Annotated in this window: 17 protein-coding genes and 4 pseudogenes; 11 read left to right on the top strand and 10 right to left on the bottom strand. The window is 33.0% G+C overall.

Translation table 11 applies throughout. The annotated features are described in order from the left end of the window. The first annotated feature begins 843 nt into the window (after positions 1–843). A complete protein-coding gene (locus AO843_RS16715) occupies positions 844–1320 on the top strand; it encodes a CarD family transcriptional regulator (RefSeq protein WP_054612221.1) in 477 nt (158 codons plus the stop codon). Between the two features lie 1487 nt (positions 1321–2807). Here AO843_RS16715 and AO843_RS16710 read toward each other — a convergent pair. Beyond that, a pseudogene (locus AO843_RS16710) lies at positions 2808–2951 on the bottom strand (spore coat protein CotJB); the annotation flags it as partial. 539 nt (positions 2952–3490) lie between these two features. On the opposite strand from AO843_RS16710, the gene AO843_RS16705 reads away from it, so the two are divergent. Further along, positions 3491–4099, top strand: a complete 609-nt coding sequence (locus AO843_RS16705) for a YpjP family protein (RefSeq protein ID WP_054612220.1) — start codon at positions 3491–3493, stop codon at positions 4097–4099. A gap of 256 nt (positions 4100–4355) precedes the next feature. On the opposite strand, the gene AO843_RS16700 is transcribed toward AO843_RS16705, so the two are convergent. Beyond that, complete coding sequence (locus AO843_RS16700; RefSeq protein ID WP_054612219.1) at positions 4356–4784, bottom strand: hypothetical protein; 429 nt, start codon at positions 4782–4784, stop codon at positions 4356–4358. Positions 4785–5004: 220 nt separating this feature from the next. On the opposite strand from AO843_RS16700, the pseudogene AO843_RS25610 reads away from it, so the two are divergent. Further along, positions 5005–5118 (top strand): annotated as a pseudogene (locus AO843_RS25610) (DUF2268 domain-containing putative Zn-dependent protease); the annotation flags it as partial. A 160-nt stretch (positions 5119–5278) separates the two neighbouring features. Here AO843_RS25610 and AO843_RS24100 read toward each other — a convergent pair. Together AO843_RS24100 and AO843_RS16695 are read right to left on the bottom strand one after the other, a co-directional pair. Continuing rightward, a pseudogene (locus tag AO843_RS24100) lies at positions 5279–5395 on the bottom strand (DUF2196 domain-containing protein); the annotation flags it as partial. A gap of 15 nt (positions 5396–5410) precedes the next feature. After that, the gene (locus tag AO843_RS16695) at positions 5411–5605 is read right to left on the bottom strand and encodes a hypothetical protein (RefSeq protein ID WP_054612218.1); all 195 of its coding nucleotides are present in this window, start codon (positions 5603–5605) and stop codon (positions 5411–5413) included. Positions 5606–5817: 212 nt separating this feature from the next. On the opposite strand from AO843_RS16695, the gene AO843_RS16690 reads away from it, so the two are divergent. The 5 genes and pseudogenes from AO843_RS16690 to AO843_RS25190 all read left to right on the top strand — a co-directional run. After that, positions 5818–6039, top strand: a complete 222-nt coding sequence (locus AO843_RS16690) for a hypothetical protein (protein ID WP_054612217.1) — start codon at positions 5818–5820, stop codon at positions 6037–6039. 154 nt (positions 6040–6193) lie between these two features. Beyond that, a complete protein-coding gene (locus AO843_RS25405; protein ID WP_255350384.1) occupies positions 6194–6319 on the top strand; it encodes a hypothetical protein in 126 nt (41 codons plus the stop codon). A gap of 545 nt (positions 6320–6864) precedes the next feature. Then, on the top strand, positions 6865–7464 hold the full coding sequence (locus tag AO843_RS16685) for a nitroreductase family protein (RefSeq protein WP_054612216.1): 600 nt from the start codon (positions 6865–6867) through the stop codon (positions 7462–7464). 3 nt (positions 7465–7467) lie between these two features. Further along, positions 7468–7839, top strand: coding sequence for an SDR family oxidoreductase (locus AO843_RS16680; RefSeq protein WP_255350383.1), 372 nt, complete (start codon positions 7468–7470; stop codon positions 7837–7839). A 39-nt stretch (positions 7840–7878) separates the two neighbouring features. Beyond that, positions 7879–7980, top strand: a pseudogene (locus tag AO843_RS25190) (hydrolase); the annotation flags it as partial. Positions 7981–8505: 525 nt separating this feature from the next. Here AO843_RS25190 and AO843_RS16675 read toward each other — a convergent pair. From AO843_RS16675 to AO843_RS16665, 3 genes are all read right to left on the bottom strand, one after another. Continuing rightward, positions 8506–9300, bottom strand: coding sequence for an alpha/beta fold hydrolase (locus AO843_RS16675; protein WP_369814431.1), 795 nt, complete (start codon positions 9298–9300; stop codon positions 8506–8508). Between the two features lie 174 nt (positions 9301–9474). Then, positions 9475–9711, bottom strand: coding sequence for a hypothetical protein (locus tag AO843_RS16670; RefSeq protein WP_054612215.1), 237 nt, complete (start codon positions 9709–9711; stop codon positions 9475–9477). A gap of 176 nt (positions 9712–9887) precedes the next feature. Then, positions 9888–10391: an Rrf2 family transcriptional regulator gene (locus AO843_RS16665; RefSeq protein WP_054612214.1), complete on the bottom strand. Its 504-nt coding sequence runs from the start codon at positions 10389–10391 to the stop codon at positions 9888–9890. A gap of 171 nt (positions 10392–10562) precedes the next feature. Here AO843_RS16665 and AO843_RS16660 point away from each other — a divergent pair, with 171 nt between their 5' ends. The 3 genes from AO843_RS16660 to AO843_RS16650 all read left to right on the top strand — a co-directional run bounded on the left by AO843_RS16660 (position 10563) and on the right by AO843_RS16650 (position 13208). Continuing rightward, positions 10563–11204: an FMN-dependent NADH-azoreductase gene (locus AO843_RS16660; protein ID WP_054612213.1), complete on the top strand. Its 642-nt coding sequence runs from the start codon at positions 10563–10565 to the stop codon at positions 11202–11204. Positions 11205–11218: 14 nt separating this feature from the next. After that, entirely contained in the window at positions 11219–11656 is a 438-nt protein-coding gene (locus tag AO843_RS16655) for a carboxymuconolactone decarboxylase family protein (RefSeq protein ID WP_054612212.1), read from the top strand. Between the two features lie 697 nt (positions 11657–12353). Further along, complete coding sequence (locus AO843_RS16650) at positions 12354–13208, top strand: hypothetical protein (RefSeq protein ID WP_054612211.1); 855 nt, start codon at positions 12354–12356, stop codon at positions 13206–13208. Between the two features lie 572 nt (positions 13209–13780). Here the strand turns inward: AO843_RS16650 and AO843_RS24880 are convergent. From AO843_RS24880 to AO843_RS16640, 3 genes are all read right to left on the bottom strand, one after another. Then, positions 13781–13954, bottom strand: coding sequence for a hypothetical protein (locus AO843_RS24880; RefSeq protein WP_197278944.1), 174 nt, complete (start codon positions 13952–13954; stop codon positions 13781–13783). Positions 13955–14193: 239 nt separating this feature from the next. After that, positions 14194–14385 carry a hypothetical protein gene (locus AO843_RS16645; protein ID WP_024364725.1) on the bottom strand — a complete coding sequence of 64 codons (192 nt, stop codon included), beginning with the start codon at positions 14383–14385 and terminating at the stop codon, positions 14194–14196. A gap of 438 nt (positions 14386–14823) precedes the next feature. Beyond that, positions 14824–15099, bottom strand: a complete 276-nt coding sequence (locus AO843_RS16640) for a hypothetical protein (protein ID WP_231630183.1) — start codon at positions 15097–15099, stop codon at positions 14824–14826. Positions 15100–16016: the final 917 nt, after the last annotated feature.

The following is a 16016-nucleotide window of genomic DNA, read 5'->3' as shown; positions in this document are numbered from 1 at the left end:
GCTGTGCTGATGATATGCTTGCGCTGTACTCACAATATGACTAGTAGAACGCTTCTGATAACGTTCATGTTCAACTATCGCTCCAACCCATGTTTCCATTAAGAGAGATACCTAATATTTTTTTACTTGAGTCGAGAACGTTAGGAACCATAGGTATCGTTATTGCTCCGCAATCGGCAGTATTTTGTTACGCTAACGGGTACGATAGTTGAGGATCTTACAGCGATGCATCTCCTCTTTTTCATTGAAGTAACGGGCAGTTTTCTTCAATGGGCAGATTCGTGAATATGTCAGATATGGGTTTTTTTGCGAAGTTCGTAAAATTTTGCAGGGGACAAAGTTCTTAAGCTAACGGGGGCTTTCGTATTATATAGTTCAGCCAGAACTTTCTGGTTGAACTTTTTTTATTTAGATTTAATCTATCAGTAGCCAGGGTAGAGCGTACGGGGGCGTGGGACATTGATCCCGTCAAGTAAACTGTTCACACCCTACTTGTAGAAATATGTTTGAGGCTGGTTGGGACTTAGATCTCGTATAACAAGCGTTGCTATAATACTACTTGGAGGTAATAGGGGCTACTGGTGAATACGTTGTAGGAGGAGAAAAAATGAACCCAGTAGTGGGTATTGATGTAGCTAAAGATGAAAGTGAAGTACAAAAGATGATGACGTTCCAGTTGGAGAATAAATAATAATATTCTTCTTGAACTAACAGTTAAAGGGATACAGAGTCCTCTTTCTGATTTTTAAATAAAAAGTATTTGACAAATAAAATATATTTATGATATTATTAAAAATTTGATAATAAACAATATATATGTTAAGGTTAAGAAGGTTACCAAATATGGAGGTGGATTATTTGTTCGAAATTGGCGATAACATTGTTTATCCAATGCACGGAGTAGGTATAATTAAAGCTATAGAAGAAAAGGAAATCTCAGGGGAAAAGCAACAGTATTATGTCATAAAAATGTTAATCGGTAATATGCAAATCATGATTCCTACAGGTAAAATATTGAGTTCTAGTATACGCCCTGTTACTGACATAATTGCATTAAAACACATCATAAACATTTTTCAACATGGAGAATCAGATAGATTACTGCCTTGGAAACAAAGGTATAAAGTGAACACGGACAAAATAAATACGGGTAAAATACAAGAATGTACTGAAGTTGTACGTGATTTAATTCGTATGAAGAAAGAACAAGCACTTAATTCAAGCGAAAAAAAAATGTTAGATAACGCATATGAATTTTTGATTAGTGAACTAGTATTAATTAAAGGGATTACTGTAAATCAAATAAAAAGTTTCTGTTAAGGTTAATTTAAGATAATGTATTACATTTTGCATAAATATTCTGAATTTTTCAGGTAATATTTTTATTATTAAAAGTAAATCATTTTAAAGACATTCAACTTCTTCCACTCACCTTTAGAGCATTAACCTCTTTTGTTCTACAATTTCATCAATTTTTATTATTTAAATTTCTTTTACGAAGGTTTGAAGTTTCAAAAAATAACTTTATAAAATAGTCACCTGATTTTTGCAATCCTGATTCACACTGGCACGGACAAGGAGCCATAAGGATGAAAGAGAGGTAGGGCTTTCATTGTTTTAGGTATACAATATATTATTTAAGTCATTATTTCTAGAAGAAAAAACAATCAATCTCACCTCTAAAATAATGAAGGGAGGTTTATTGAAAAATAGTTTAGAAATGTGTTGTTGATAAAAAATAAAAAGTTTAATTTTACAAGGTTTTTCTCAATTATCATATACAGCTTTTTATATAATTTTAATATTTCTCAAATTTAAAATTGAAGTGAATTAGTTAACCCATCAACTTTTATTATTCAAAATATCAGCACTGATTTAATACAAGACCATAAAAAGCAGGTCTACAACAGCCCTACTTCCACTTACATATTACTGTACACACGCTCGCCATTATCAAGCCCTACACTCTAACCGAACCGCCATTTAAAATTCATCAGCCTTACTTTTAGCCCCAGCCCCAAGTTAATACCTTTTTATTCATTATTTTGCAGACTAGTAAAATTCATAAAACCTAATTAAACTTTGATATATCAATCTTCACCACTTGTTTAATGTCGTAGTGTGCAACATCACTAATTTATTGGGAAAAAAACACACCACTTAAGTGGTTGTCATAAAAGTCCCGAAACACTCATTTAGTTAGCGAGTGTTTTTTTGCGAAAACATGGATATATCAATGGTTGAGGTAGATCATTAAGTTATTAATTTTTTTACATAATAGAGAAAGAGGGAAGTAGGGGAAATTCGGGTATGGGGGAATGAACAGTTTTTATAAACAAAAAAACTACTCTAAATTGAGTAGCTTAAAAAAGTAAAAAAATTTAAAAGATATTTCAAAGATACATTATTTCAAGTTTACATTATCTATTCCCATTTATACGCTGCCAAGCAATATTTTTAGCCCCAATTCAGCCCCAAATCGCCCCAAAACAAAGCATTAATATCCTATATCTTGCACAGTTCAAAAATACGAAAAAACCTGTAGAAGGTTGATGTTATGGGATTTCCGTCCTAGCTGTTGTTATACTTTGCATCGTTTTCACAGTATATCATGTAATAGTGTGGATGGGTCTTGGACTATATGATTAGAATTTAAAGAGTTCCCTAAAAAACTTTCATTTCTTTAGAAGAAATCATTCAAAATATTAACTTTTCACTTATAGATTAAATCTTTTTTGATACATGTACTAACTTTAACCAGATATTGGAGTTTCTTTTCATAATACCACAAAAATTATTCCTCCTATTTCAGTATTTTCATTAAATTGCTGAATTGCATCATAATCATTGGGATGAGTATCCAAGTATAGATTTAATTCAACAATGACAAAATCGATGGCTTGTATTTCTTCCAGTAGGGTATAAAATTCGGGTGGCATCTTTTTACTCACTCTGCTTCCCTCCTTACTGGAGGCGGGTAGGGACTAAACGCTAAGTTCTATTCTTTATATTTCTCATCATAGTATTTTAGATTAGCAAATTTTTTTAAAAATTGAGTTAATACTTATTACTAAATTTGAAATTTTGCTTACACGCCACCAAGGATTATTAATATTATATTAGCCCCAACAAGCCCCAACATAGTCCCAAAACGAGCCCCAACTGTGTGCATTATTTTGCGTTAATATGCATTGTAAAGAAAAATGAAAAACCCCAAAAGACTGCATATAACAGGCTTTTGAGGGCTTTGTAGGGTACATATTACAAAATAAAAAATTAGTCCGTGAAGCATAAAGATGATAAGTAACCTAACATTAATAAAAGACCAATACCCATTACGATGCTCATGATTTGTACCTCCTTTAAAAACCGACACATTATTCATAAATATTGTACAATGAATTATAGAAATATGAAACCTTTTAATGGCGAGAACGTATATAATAATAGGAGAATTACCAATTTGTACATAAAGAGTAGGTGTTACTGAATGAAAACATGGGTTAAAAAAAGTATTGTCATAATGGTCGCGTTTTTAACATTTGGTTTAATTACGCCGACGCATGAAATATGGGAAGCATTTGACCAAAATCCTGCTAACCGTGCATCTATCGGTCCTGCATCAGGGACAAGCACAGCTTTAGCTGCTGAGCCTAATAATAGTAGTGACGAGCAGCTTCATATCCAAGAGGAAGAAATTGATCATAATGCCTTACTTATGGATGCAGCAAGAGAGCAATCATACATAAAGTTTGGTACAAAAATTGGTCCAAAAATTAGCCATGAATTCGACAACATCATCTTCCCAAAAATGGAGGAAGCTATTGCGATGACAGTTGCTACTTTGGACGAGCAATCCTTAGCATCTTTAACTATCTCTGAAAAGCCAAGTGGTAATTATGGTGAAAAAATATTTAATGTTATCAACAACGACACAGGATCAGATGTAATCCGCTTCCATGTCCGCACAGAAAAAAGACCGCAGGAAGGCTACTATTACAACTTCCACTATCACAGCGTCGAGGATGACTTTATGGCGCATTACAACCTAGGCGATATTTATTGGGAAAAAAACACACCACCGAAGTGGTTATCATGATATATAAGGGTTTAGGGGCTGTCTCTTGGAGATAGCCCCAATTTTAGCCCCAATTTCTATAGCACGGTCAAAAGTGTCTATTATTTTATCTTCCATTTCTCTCAATACATGACCGTAAGTTGTATGAATCATTTCCGGTGTGTTACCTAATCCAATTTAATATTAGTTTCGATGAACCGCAGCGTAAGATAAGAAAAAGTCATTCCCTCCGCAAGCGGAGAGAATGACTTTCCTTCATAAATCGCAAAACTACTAATTAAAGTTTTGCCCAACGTTCCTCTAACCAATTCATAAATTGTACACCTTTGTCGCCTTCGTACGCATCAAAGACATCTAAACGCATACGTTTTAGTTTATCCGCAAAATCTGCCACTGTATGGTCCTTCGGCAAGCTCTTTTTAACCCGCAGGAAAATTTTGTCTGTTCCTTTGATAATATCAAAACGTGCAGGTGATGGCTTCTCTACGTCCTCGCCAAGCGCCGCAAGTGCTTCATAGGCTGCTAATTGCACCTTGTAGACAGTATCATGCTGCATACGATTTTTTAATAAATCTATGATTTTGTCATGTTGATAAGCCGATAACTTTTCGACTGCGTCTAAACGCTCTCGCCAGCTAGACGTATAATTGGCCTGTTTTCTTAATGTTTCATACTGCTCAGGTAATGCTGATTCAAACTGTTTCAAGTAATTGCACCTCTTTTTTAAACTAGAGGAAAAATGAATTCTTCTTCTGCTTCTCTTATTATACGTTATCTTGGTGAAAATAGCGATGAATCGCTGGTAAGGATATATATATATAATGGAAACTAACTACATTAAGGTGAACCGTATCATAAGTATGTACTATTCTTTATTAGATTTGCTTTTCTTATTAAACTAACGGAGTGCAGAGAATGCAGGTTATACTATTGGTTACCACTTGATTAAGCAATACTTAACCAACAGTAACAAGAGTATTGCAGAAGCGACACTGACTCCTACTGAAGAAATAATTAGAGTCTCTAAATTTTTCGATTGATTATTTTCAAGTTTGAAGTTTACTTCATTTACAACTGATACGGTGAATTATTAAACTAACTGGGCATTTAGCTAAATCAGTTATAAAATGAAAAGAATAAAAGAAATGAAAAAGCATTCAGGGAACAGTTTACCCTTGAATGCTTTTTCACTTCTTTTATTTAGTGGATTCCCTGTATGCGTCCAACCTGTCCATCTGTTAGCCTAACTTTAATGCCGTGGGGAAGGGTGCCTGATTTGTTAAAAATATCTTAAATGATATCTCTGGTAATCTTCCCGATATTATCTGTATATTAGACACCCATTTTTCTACGGGTATTGCTTGCTTTTTTCGTTTGCTGGCTTTTCATTTTTTTTGTTGAAAGGTCATGATTCATTTTTCCTTGATTAGCAGAGGAACGGTTCTTTTTGTTTTCAAGCTGCTGTTTCACTGCCTCTTGCAGGCTGATTTTTTTTGGGGGTACTTCAGATTGATTATTCTCGGTCATAGGAAATGCTCCTTTTTGAATATGATAGTTAGTCCAGTATAATCTATTTTTTATTATTTGTGAAACTTTCCACTTTAACTTACAACAAGTGAAGACGTTTTTTTACTAACGGTGCAGTTTAGTGGAATAAGAAGGGTTTTGTGTGAAAATTAAAAACATAGTAAAATAAACCATAATGAATTAAAAAAATCATTTAATAGGAGGTTGAATGTATGAATGATAAAAAGAATGGAAAATTACAAATCCTAGCAATAGTATTAATGATATCACTATTCGTTGCGGCATTTGTTACTTTTTTCTTAGGTCATTACATGTTGGGTTCTGTTTTATTTGTAATCTTTATGATTATTTTGAATGCTATTAGTAGTTGGAAGAGAATTAATAATGCAGAATACGTTCATTTTAAGAATCATAAATATAATGAGAAATGGTAATAAAACTTTATTACGAATCTGCAGCAGCCATTCATTTTGAGTGGCTTTTTATTATGTCTTTTTTTGTCTTTTTCGAGTTTACAGACATTAGAGAATAAGCTTCTAACCTACCCGTGCCGTTGTACGTGAAAAACGAAATAGGGGGCAATTAGACATGAATAAAAAACAATTAATAGCTTTAGGATTATCAGAGGAGCAGGTACAACAAGTGTTAGATGGTTTTGGCACAATGGTTCCAATGAGTAGTTTAGACGGATGTTTATGTTCCCAAAAGGTGTAGTCAACACTGGTGAAACTAGTTCCGAATTAACTGCTGAAGACGATGTATGGATTTAAACCTATCAGTTGCATCCAAGAGGGGATATAACCATTATTATCTTAGGTGATAAACATTTAGGATCAAAAACGGGGCTGACTCAAAGGTTGATAAATTTTTTTGAGTCAGTTTTTTATTTCCATTCCGTTTTTCTGCCCAATGTGCGATATGACTGCTTTGACAAACCTGTTGTCCTCCGCCCTAGGTTTAGTAGTCTTCATTAATTAAAACTACGTATAAATTTTTCCAAAGATAAGATATTCTAATTAAGTCTTTTTAGCTTATCAAAAAGGGTGTTTTTATCATCCTAAATGGACATTCCAATTAGCAAAATCTTTCCTAAAAATTATTGAATTTTATTTTAAATCAACAGATATTTGAATACGCTATCGTTTGTTTGGATAACATATTTTCATGAACACTAAATCTGTACTGGAAACAGAACAAGAGATATACGACAGAGCAATATATGTAAACAACAATTTCAGTAAATTTGGAGGAAGAATATTATGACAAAAGATTTCTACACTACACTTCAAGAAAGACGTACTTACTACGGAATAAATAAAGAGATCAAAATATCGGATGAAAGAATTAAAGAAATTGTTGAATTTGCTGTGAAATATACTCCGTCTGCATTCAACTCTCAAACTGCACGTATTGTTGTATTGTCAGGTGAGGCACATAATAAATTATGGGACATCACAACTGAAACCTTAAGAAAAGTAGTTGGAGATAGTGATTTTTCAGGAACTCAACAAAAAATGGATTCCTTTAAAGCAGGTTATGGCACAGTTTTATTCTTAGAAGATGAAGCTGTAGTTAAAACGCTTCAAGAGCAATTTGCTGCATATGCTGAGAACTTTCCAATTTGGTCAAATCAAGCATCAGGTATGCACCAATTAGTTGTGTGGGCAGGATTGGAAGCAGAGGGGTTAGGAGCTTCTTTACAACATTATAATCCACTAATTGATGATGAAGTGAAAAAAGAATGGAATATTCCTGATAATTGGAAGCTTATTGCGCAAATGCCCTTTGGCAATCCGACGGTAACACCAGGTGAAAAAGAATTCCAACCACTTGAAGAGCGAATTAAATTTTACAAATAATTTATGTATCAAGCCAGTACCTTAGGGGAACTGGTTTTTTTATGGAGGAAAAACTGTTTTAGTGCAGCTAGTAAAGGTGGCATTAAACTGATGACACAAACATTAGCTTTAGAATATGCCCCAAAAGGAATTCGTGTAAATAATATCGGGTCTGGTGCGATTAATACGCCTATAAATGCGGAAAAATTTGCAGATCCAGCTAAACGTGCAGATGTAGAAAGTATGGTTCCGATGGGTTATATCGGAAAACCAGAAGAAATTGCTGCCGTCGCAATATGGCTAGCTTCATCACAGGCTAGTTATGTAACAGGAACTACTCTATTTGCGGATGGTGGTATGACTTTATATCCTGAATTCCAGGCTGGTCGTGGGTAAGTAGCGGTAATCGAAATGGGGTTATTCTCCACGTACAGAGCAGCACTGAATGCAGGCTACGAAGTATTTGTCGCAACGGATGCATCGGGAACATTCAGTAAACAGGTTGCTGAAGCGGCATTAATTCGTACGGAACACTCGTTTATTTTGCGAGTGTTTTTGTTTGAAAACACTGATATATCAACGTTTATAGTAAACCATTAAGTTGTAACTTTTTAACTTAACTCGTAGAAGGGGAGGTTTGGGAAAGCATGTACCCCAAAATCATCATCTTTTTATTTCCTTAGATTTTTCAATTGAATGTGCATAAACTTTATAAATTGTTTGGGGAGTATCGCCAACTAAAGTAGCAACTATAGATACCGGAAGATTGTTAGATAACTACTCAAAAACCTGATGAATACAACCACTTCAACTTGTATGTGACTATGTTCAAGCGTAAGGGTGGTAAAACATTTGGACAATGGTTCTGCTAATGCATCCTGATTATAAAACGCACTGCTCATGATTCTATTAAGAAATGCAGAGGATGTAAGGTTTATAGGGAGTTACGGAGCATGGAGTTAGAGCTGGAGCAGTAATTTGCGAAGGATGGCTAAGTGAAGATTTGAAAGCTTTTGTGCAGTAAATAACTAAAAATAATATAATTCTTAATGCACAAAAAATTCAAACGGTAGTCGATGTGTTGATAAGGTGTTGGTGGATATATTCATTTACTTGATCAGGTCTATCTAAATTAGTTGCATGATGGGCATTTTCAATTATTTTTAACTGTGACTTTTTAATCTTTTTATGTAGATACTCTTGTTGTCTTTGAATCATAGTATCGTGGTCACCATGTAATATTAAGGTGGGACAATTTACTTTATCTAATTCATTTCCACTCTCCATTCTGGATACAGCATTCCAAATTCGAATCCAATTCTTATAAGACATTGCTGCAACTGTGGAATAAATATAGTGTTTATTTGCCTCGTTAAACTTAGATAGGGTATACGCCTGTATTTTTGCAGAAAGTGACATTGGAATGAACAAGCTAGAAAATCGATTAACAGGAACTAGTATCTTTTCATACCAATTGAATTTGTTTGTAAAGGGTGTACCTATTAATATAAGTGATTTTACGTATTCTGGATAATGAATTGCTGCTTGTAAAGAAATGTGGCCACCCATTGATAGACCACATAAATATGCCTGTTTAATTTCTAGATGATTCATCAAACTGATTAAATCTTTACTGAAATCTTCAGCATTCACCTTCCCATTTGGAAGAGAAGAGGCTCCATGACCACGAACATCCCAGGTGATGGTTTGATAATATTTAGAAAAATAATCCACTTGTTTATCCCATTGTTTATGATCCCATGATGCACCATGAGTAAAAATCAATGGCTCACCATTGCCTTTTGTTTCATAATATAAATCTACATTATTAATTGTACATTTTGGAATATGGAACACCTCTCATTTATTTAAGATAGTGAATTTAATTTTAACATGAAAGTAATTGTGGGGGAATATATTCCAATTTTATATTTTGATTGAAAATAACCTTGAAGGATATATAAATCGAGAAGGGTATATAACAACGTTGGATTAACTGAATAATATGAGGATTAAACGAAAATAGAGCGATTAAAACATCGCTCTAAAAAACTCATAAAATCCCATGTTCATTGGGATAGCCCAAATAAAGAAACCAAGTAAAGTAATTGAGCAAAGAAAGAATTTATAAATCTTCGTCGGCAAAATATTGCCCAATAAAATCTTATAAGTTACTGCACAAACTATCATTACAACAGGCAGCAATAACATCGGTGGAATGAAATATAGCAGACTTCCACCAAGTGATAAGCCTGTAGATATGTCCATTGAATTACCTCGTTATATATTTTCTGTTAAACCAGCAAAAAGCATCGAAAGTTTTTACCTTCGATGCTTTTGGTCTTTATCAAAATGGTTCAACGATCAATTCAAACATACTCTTCATGCTTAAACGTTCTCTTAGGAGTTCTTCGTTATAACACTTCTAAAATAATTTTTGGAAGTTAACTATTCCTTTTTTTAAAAAAATCTTTTGCTTCTTCTATTTGCTGCCTTGGTAAAGTACGTAGTAATTCTTCTTCTAACCACGCTATTGTTTTACTTCTTAAATAATTTCGCATTTGTTCTTCAGCTTCTAACATTACACTATTGATTGTACAGTTCGATTGACCTGAACAAGATTCACATTTTTGGTTTGTATTTTGATAAGCAAAATTTGCTTTTATATTCTTACACTGAAATATTGGATCTTCACCCTCAACAGCTCGCACAACATCCCAAAATGTAATATCTTCGGGTTTCTTATTGAGGCGATAACCCCCTTTTACGCCAGATACTGAGCTTACAATCCCTTCCTTGGACATCTTCCCTAAAACTTTTGAGAGATAGGTCTCTGATAATCCTTGAAATTCTGATAAATCTTTTATTCCAATACTTTCATTTGGTGGTACATCAATTAAATAAACTAGGCTGTGTAGGGCATATTCAACCATAACACTATATTTCATTATTTCACCTTCTTAAAACATTATGTTTACCATGATAGTAACACATTTTAGAAATACATAAATTAATCAGTTTGACAAAAGATAATTAGAAGAGTATATTGTAGACAAAGTTAATCAACGATTAAATTAATCGACGATTAATAATGTCTTTATTTTAATGGAGGATTTTCAATGAGTAAATTACTTGTTATAAATGCACACCCTGAAGTGGAATCAAAGACTTCTATGAGCCTTCAAGTTTTTGACCATTTTCTAAGAACATATAAAGAGAATAGAGATGATAATGAAGTTATTGAACAGATTAATCTATATGATGACGTTGTACCTATGATGGATAAAGTTGTTTTAAGTGGTTGGGAAAAGTCACGAAATGGGGAACCGCTGACATACGAAGAAAATGAAGTTTTGGAACGCATGAATAAAATTTTAGTTCAGTTTAAAAGTGCAAATAAATATCTGATCGTCATGCCTTTGCATAATTTTAATATTCCTTCAAAGTTAAAAGATTATATGGATAACATTCTGATTGCACGAGAGACATTCAAATATACAGAAAATGGTTCTGTGGGCTTATTAAATGATGGAAGAAGCATAATAGTAATACAAGCAAGTGGTTCAATCTATACAAATGATGACTGGTATACTGAAGTAGAATATTCTTACAAGTATTTGAAGTCAATGTTTACCTTTCTTGGCATAGAGGATATAAAAATCCTTCGTGTCCAAGGTACAGCAGTATTGAATACAGAAGATGTATTACAAAATGCAATTAATACTTCAGACCAATTATCAATTGAATTAGCTAATAAATAATGGAGGTATTAACAATGACACAACGTATTAATTATTATGAAATTGCACCAGATGCTATGAAGATAATGATGGAAATGGAAAAATACACGAAGACAAGTGGTATTGATAGAAAACTACGTGAACTCATTAAAATTAGAGCTTCACAAATTAATGGTTGTGCATATTGCATCAATATGCATACTGCTGATGCTAAAAAAATGGGAGAAACTGAACAGCGTTTGTACTGTATCAGCGCTTGGAGAGAATGTACATTTTATTCAGAAGTTGAAAAAGTAGCATTAGAATTAACGGAACATATTACTCTTATTCCTGAAAAACGTGTTCCTGCTGATTTATATGAACGTGTTCGCAAACATTTTGATGAAAAAGCTTATGTCGATTTGGTTATCTTGATTAATCAAATTAATAGTTGGAATCGAATTTCTATCGCTATGGGTAATGTTGCAGAATAATGAATGGCTACCTTAACAGGTAGCTATTTTTCTTTATTAGAGGCTTAGTATTTGTTTTCAGCAATGACAAGGAATGACCAAAATGTCCGCAATGTCACAAAAGACGGAAAATTGATTGTACGGTAAATCATCATATATCATTGGAGGCAGGACGGCGCGGTTAGGTTTTCCTCCTTTGGTATTTATAAAAACCTAAATATTAGGGGAAGACAGACCGGATATATTTTAAGTTTTGATATGTATATAAAGATCCTTCTTCAATACAAAGAGCATCTGCTTGTATAGATTTTATATCATGAATCCTTCTATGCTTATCAATGGTAAACAAGTGGTTATTTATAGAGGCGTTTTCCAGAAGTTTCGCGACTTGTTGGAGTCCTTTATTTTATAGCTCTTTCAAAGAAATTCAGAGAATAATTTTTCATTTTACCCCATGATAAAATAAGTTGTCAATAATAAATTTGTGAAATTATTAAAAAAGTGTTATAATAGTCTTACAATTATATTTTAAAATCGTATTTCGAATTCAGATGTCCTTTTTTGCAGATAGAATTTGGGTACGTTTTTTTAATATCCTTTTACAAGCCAATGAAAAAATCAAAACAGTTATGTGAGCTTTAAAGGAAGTTAGTTGAATAAAATTATTAATTTACTATCTAATTGAAACCAAGTTTTTATTCCAAGGAGGACTAAAATAATGAATCTAATCAATAAAAAAGTTACGCACAACCGTTTTGGCATAGGTAGTATAGTTAAGCATAATGATTCTAGTATTGAAATACATTTCGCAACGGAAAATAAAAAGTTTGTTTTCCCTGATGTATTTGGAAAGCATCTCAAACTACATGATAAAAGTGATGCTAAGTCACTTGAAGAAATTATACAAAAAAAGGAAAGTGAACGAAAAGAGGAGGAATTAAAGAAAGAAGAGGAAAAAAAACTACAACAAAAAAAACTGGCACTTCGCTTGGAACATGAAAAGCTTATGAAAAACCATAAACTTCATCCCGCATCACAAATGGTTTTTTGGTGTGACACAGAAGAACAGGATAGTTCTTTTTCAGAGTGGAAAGTTTTCTCTGGAATGTTAAAAAGTGGTAATAACAAAGGAAAGCCAAACAAGCCGAGCCGCTTGCATCCAAATAGCGCTGTCCTATTAACAGCAACGGATTCCAGCATGCCTGAAAAAGACAGACGTATCTTAGGTGTCTATATGGTGAAAGAAGATTTTGTCGGTAAAATTTGTGAAGATGGATTTATTCCTGCTCATTCATTATACAGAATTCAACTTACGGCACAGGAATCGGATCAGCTGCTTTTCTGGAAATATTATATAAATGAAAAATCCCCTGAAAAAATGACATGGAATACAGGTAAATACCGTTATTTTGAAAATACATGGATGGCTCAAATTTTGCTTGATATTATTTCGTTGAAAAGTGATCCAAATGAACGAGAGCTGGCACAACAATTTTTTAAACATTTTTGTAAAATGAATCAGATATCAGCTCAAGAATTACCAAAACCTAATGGTGCATTAATGCGTATTTAGACGTTAGCCCAAAAATTATACGAATGACTAACACCTACTTTCATTTTAGCAGTATGTTTGATTGTAACTGCGGGGGTTGTACGTGTCACCATCGAAGTGATTGTCATAAAAGACTCGAAGCACTCGTTACTTTACGAGTGTTTTTTTGTGCGAAAGCGTTGATATATCAATATTTGTAGTAGATCATTAAATTGTAACTTTTTTACATATTACGGTGAGGGGGGAGACTGGGAAATGCATGTACCTCAATCATTTGTATCCTGGATGTTAAGTTACTGAATAATGAGGATCTCTTCGCTAAAAAAACGCGAAAAGCAATATTATCAGTACAATTAAAATGGTTCAAGTACCGAATATAAAGGAGAAAACTATTCAAACTTTTTTATTATTCACTATAATCCCTCCAATACTTCATCTTGGAAATTTGTACATTAAATTAGAAAACTTTCTAAGAAATATATGATAAAACAGCAATTTTTTTACAAAGGTACAACTGAACAAATTGTACAATAAGGATATTTAAAATCAAAAAAGAGCTGCCCTAAAAAAGAACAGCTAATTAATATAAAAAATTATTGGACAGTTTTAAAAAGTGCTTTTCCCTTGTTGTATAGAAATCTTTCCCACTTAGCTAACAGGCCATTCCCATTCTCGCCATTTTCTATTGTTAAAGCGTGATTTTTATGGAATTCTTCTACCCGTTTATTATGTTCTTTTTGCCATCGGTGCAAAGGATTATGTTTCATTTTCTAGCCTCCTTTTAATTACTTAAGTATATGGCTGAGTCAAATAAATTAAAAGTAATCTCTATATATAATCTAGTGAAAGGGAAAATAAATAGTTAATCTGCCGAACAATATGAGGAAATAACGGACATATAAAGACACCCACCATTACACTTGATGAGCCAATGGTGAGTACAAAATCTGTCCAGAATTAACAAAAAAGCTGCAGCGTCGTTACACGCTACAGCTTCAGTACGAAACTATTTGAACTTTTGAGGTTTTGCAGCTTTAATTGAAGCTACTTCTCCACAATTTTGACACACCGTATAAATAAGTGGAGATCCTGAGGAGAAAATACTGTTAACTGGTCTTAAGGCAGCATAGCCATCAAGTTTACCTTCGCCAAATGAATTACCGCCACAGGACTTGCAGATTAATTTATTATTTTCCATAACTTCACCTCATTATGTATGTTATGTAAATTGTAACATAAAAAATGTTCACTGAGCTGGGAGTGTAGTGAACCTAAGAATGAGGGAGCTGTGACGATTAATTAACACCACAACCAAATAAGTTCCTGCAATACACTGGAAAAAATTATTGGGACATAAAAATTATAAAACCAAACTGAATTACTAAAATAACTAATAAAGTAAAAAAATCCTATAAATAACTGGTTTGCAAAATAAATTAATGACATATGTAATTGGTTTATTTACATAAAATAAACCAAAAGTAACACCATAACTTTCGAACAATTTGTCTACAAGGCATATGCCAGATTTGCTAGCTATTATTGCGGCCAAAAAAAACAGCCTGATCTCCCTACAGGGAAATCAGGCTGCTTCAATAAACATTTTATTTTATTCGGTTTAATTTTGGTACTCAATTTATTTAGATTTAAAGACTTCCTTTAATACTAAATATATTATAAAGAGTAATAAAGTTACTATGCCAATTTCATATACTATTCTCACAATATCAAGCTCATAAATTGGATAATAATCATCAACTTGGAATTCCTTAGATTGTAATTGCCATAAAGGAACATACCTTTTATCATAAAATTCAAGTTGAGGCCCCCACTTTAATGATACAGGTACGAACAATATGCCAATGCAGGAAATTATTATGAAATAGCCAGAGAGTAAAATTTTTTTCAACAATATCAAATCCTCCCTAATGCATGTAATTATGTAGGTATAGCAAATGAGGCGTCTGATACAGAAGCTATCTTCAATCCAAACATTTGTTAGATCAGTTTTTACCAAAACAATCCGTAATCATTTTTTATACATTGTTGTATTCACAGTGTTTTTCGGCTGTGACTGGCCAGCATACGTTATAAAAACATGTCCTTATGGATTGCGAAATCCTTAGGTTTTCATTATTTCGCCATGCCACTGTTTATAATTCTGTAAAATACTATTGAAATTTTCGTTTATAGGAAATTTTCGATAACTGTTCTTTGTTTTCGGTGACCTAGATCCATATACTACTAAACTGAAAATGTGCAGTAAAATAGATGGGATTTCCCATCTTCCATAACTCAAGAGAATTTACTCAATATAATAGATCTAATAATCTCATTTAAGGTTGTTGAAATCCAAATATACCTATTAATAATGTATATAGAAAAGCTATAGAAAAGAACGCATTGAACAATATAAGAATCATTCGGATAGTACCTTTCATTCCAAGGAGAGCACTTATTATACCCAATACGCCAATAATTAATGGTGTGAAAATACCTTTTTCGTAGAGAAAATCTAAAAAGTCAAATCCAAATATAAGAAAGTTCAACATAAAACATAAGAAAGATAAACCAGTGAATAGTTTTCCTTGCAATATTATCACCACTATCTAAGTTATTTTCAGTACTTGTTAAGTAAGGTATCAGACATATTTTTTTGTGTCATCCAATATTTGGAACGTTATTTATTGAAAGGATAACATACATGGGCTGGCTTTAAAACTATGAACATATTTAACACTTTGGAGATAAAGTAAATATTAGTCTATAAAAGTTGTAGTGAGGTTAGAGTGTCAAAGGAATTATAAAATTAGTCGGGAAGTATTTCAT

The sequence above is a fragment of the Lysinibacillus sp. ZYM-1 genome, assembly GCF_001308875.1.
In the GTDB taxonomy this organism is placed as follows: Bacteria; Bacillota; Bacilli; order Bacillales_A; family Planococcaceae; genus Lysinibacillus.
The sequence above is the reverse complement of the archived record's forward strand: the minus strand, read 5'-3'. Positions and strand labels throughout refer to the sequence as shown.

Excerpts from the sequence above, each read along its gene's own strand:
- AO843_RS25405 (WP_255350384.1), top strand. The coding sequence starts at position 6,194 with ATGAATAAAAAACAATTAATAGCTTTAGGATTATCAGAGGAGCAGGTA.
- AO843_RS16665 (WP_054612214.1), bottom strand. The coding sequence starts at position 10,391 with ATGAAATATAGTGTTATGGTTGAATATGCCCTACACAGCCTAGTTTAT.
- AO843_RS16715 (WP_054612221.1), top strand. The coding sequence starts at position 844 with ATGGAGGTGGATTATTTGTTCGAAATTGGCGATAACATTGTTTATCCA.
- AO843_RS16660 (WP_054612213.1), top strand. The coding sequence starts at position 10,563 with ATGAGTAAATTACTTGTTATAAATGCACACCCTGAAGTGGAATCAAAG.
- AO843_RS16690 (WP_054612217.1), top strand. The coding sequence starts at position 5,818 with ATGAATGATAAAAAGAATGGAAAATTACAAATCCTAGCAATAGTATTA.
- AO843_RS16695 (WP_054612218.1), bottom strand. The coding sequence starts at position 5,605 with ATGACCGAGAATAATCAATCTGAAGTACCCCCAAAAAAAATCAGCCTG.
- AO843_RS16705 (WP_054612220.1), top strand. The coding sequence starts at position 3,491 with ATGAAAACATGGGTTAAAAAAAGTATTGTCATAATGGTCGCGTTTTTA.
- AO843_RS16670 (WP_054612215.1), bottom strand. The coding sequence starts at position 9,711 with ATGGACATATCTACAGGCTTATCACTTGGTGGAAGTCTGCTATATTTC.
- AO843_RS16655 (WP_054612212.1), top strand. The coding sequence starts at position 11,219 with ATGACACAACGTATTAATTATTATGAAATTGCACCAGATGCTATGAAG.
- AO843_RS16645 (WP_024364725.1), bottom strand. The coding sequence starts at position 14,385 with ATGGAAAATAATAAATTAATCTGCAAGTCCTGTGGCGGTAATTCATTT.
- AO843_RS16650 (WP_054612211.1), top strand. The coding sequence starts at position 12,354 with ATGAATCTAATCAATAAAAAAGTTACGCACAACCGTTTTGGCATAGGT.
- AO843_RS16680 (WP_255350383.1), top strand. The coding sequence starts at position 7,468 with ATGTATCAAGCCAGTACCTTAGGGGAACTGGTTTTTTTATGGAGGAAA.
- AO843_RS16685 (WP_054612216.1), top strand. The coding sequence starts at position 6,865 with ATGACAAAAGATTTCTACACTACACTTCAAGAAAGACGTACTTACTAC.
- AO843_RS24880 (WP_197278944.1), bottom strand. The coding sequence starts at position 13,954 with ATGAAACATAATCCTTTGCACCGATGGCAAAAAGAACATAATAAACGG.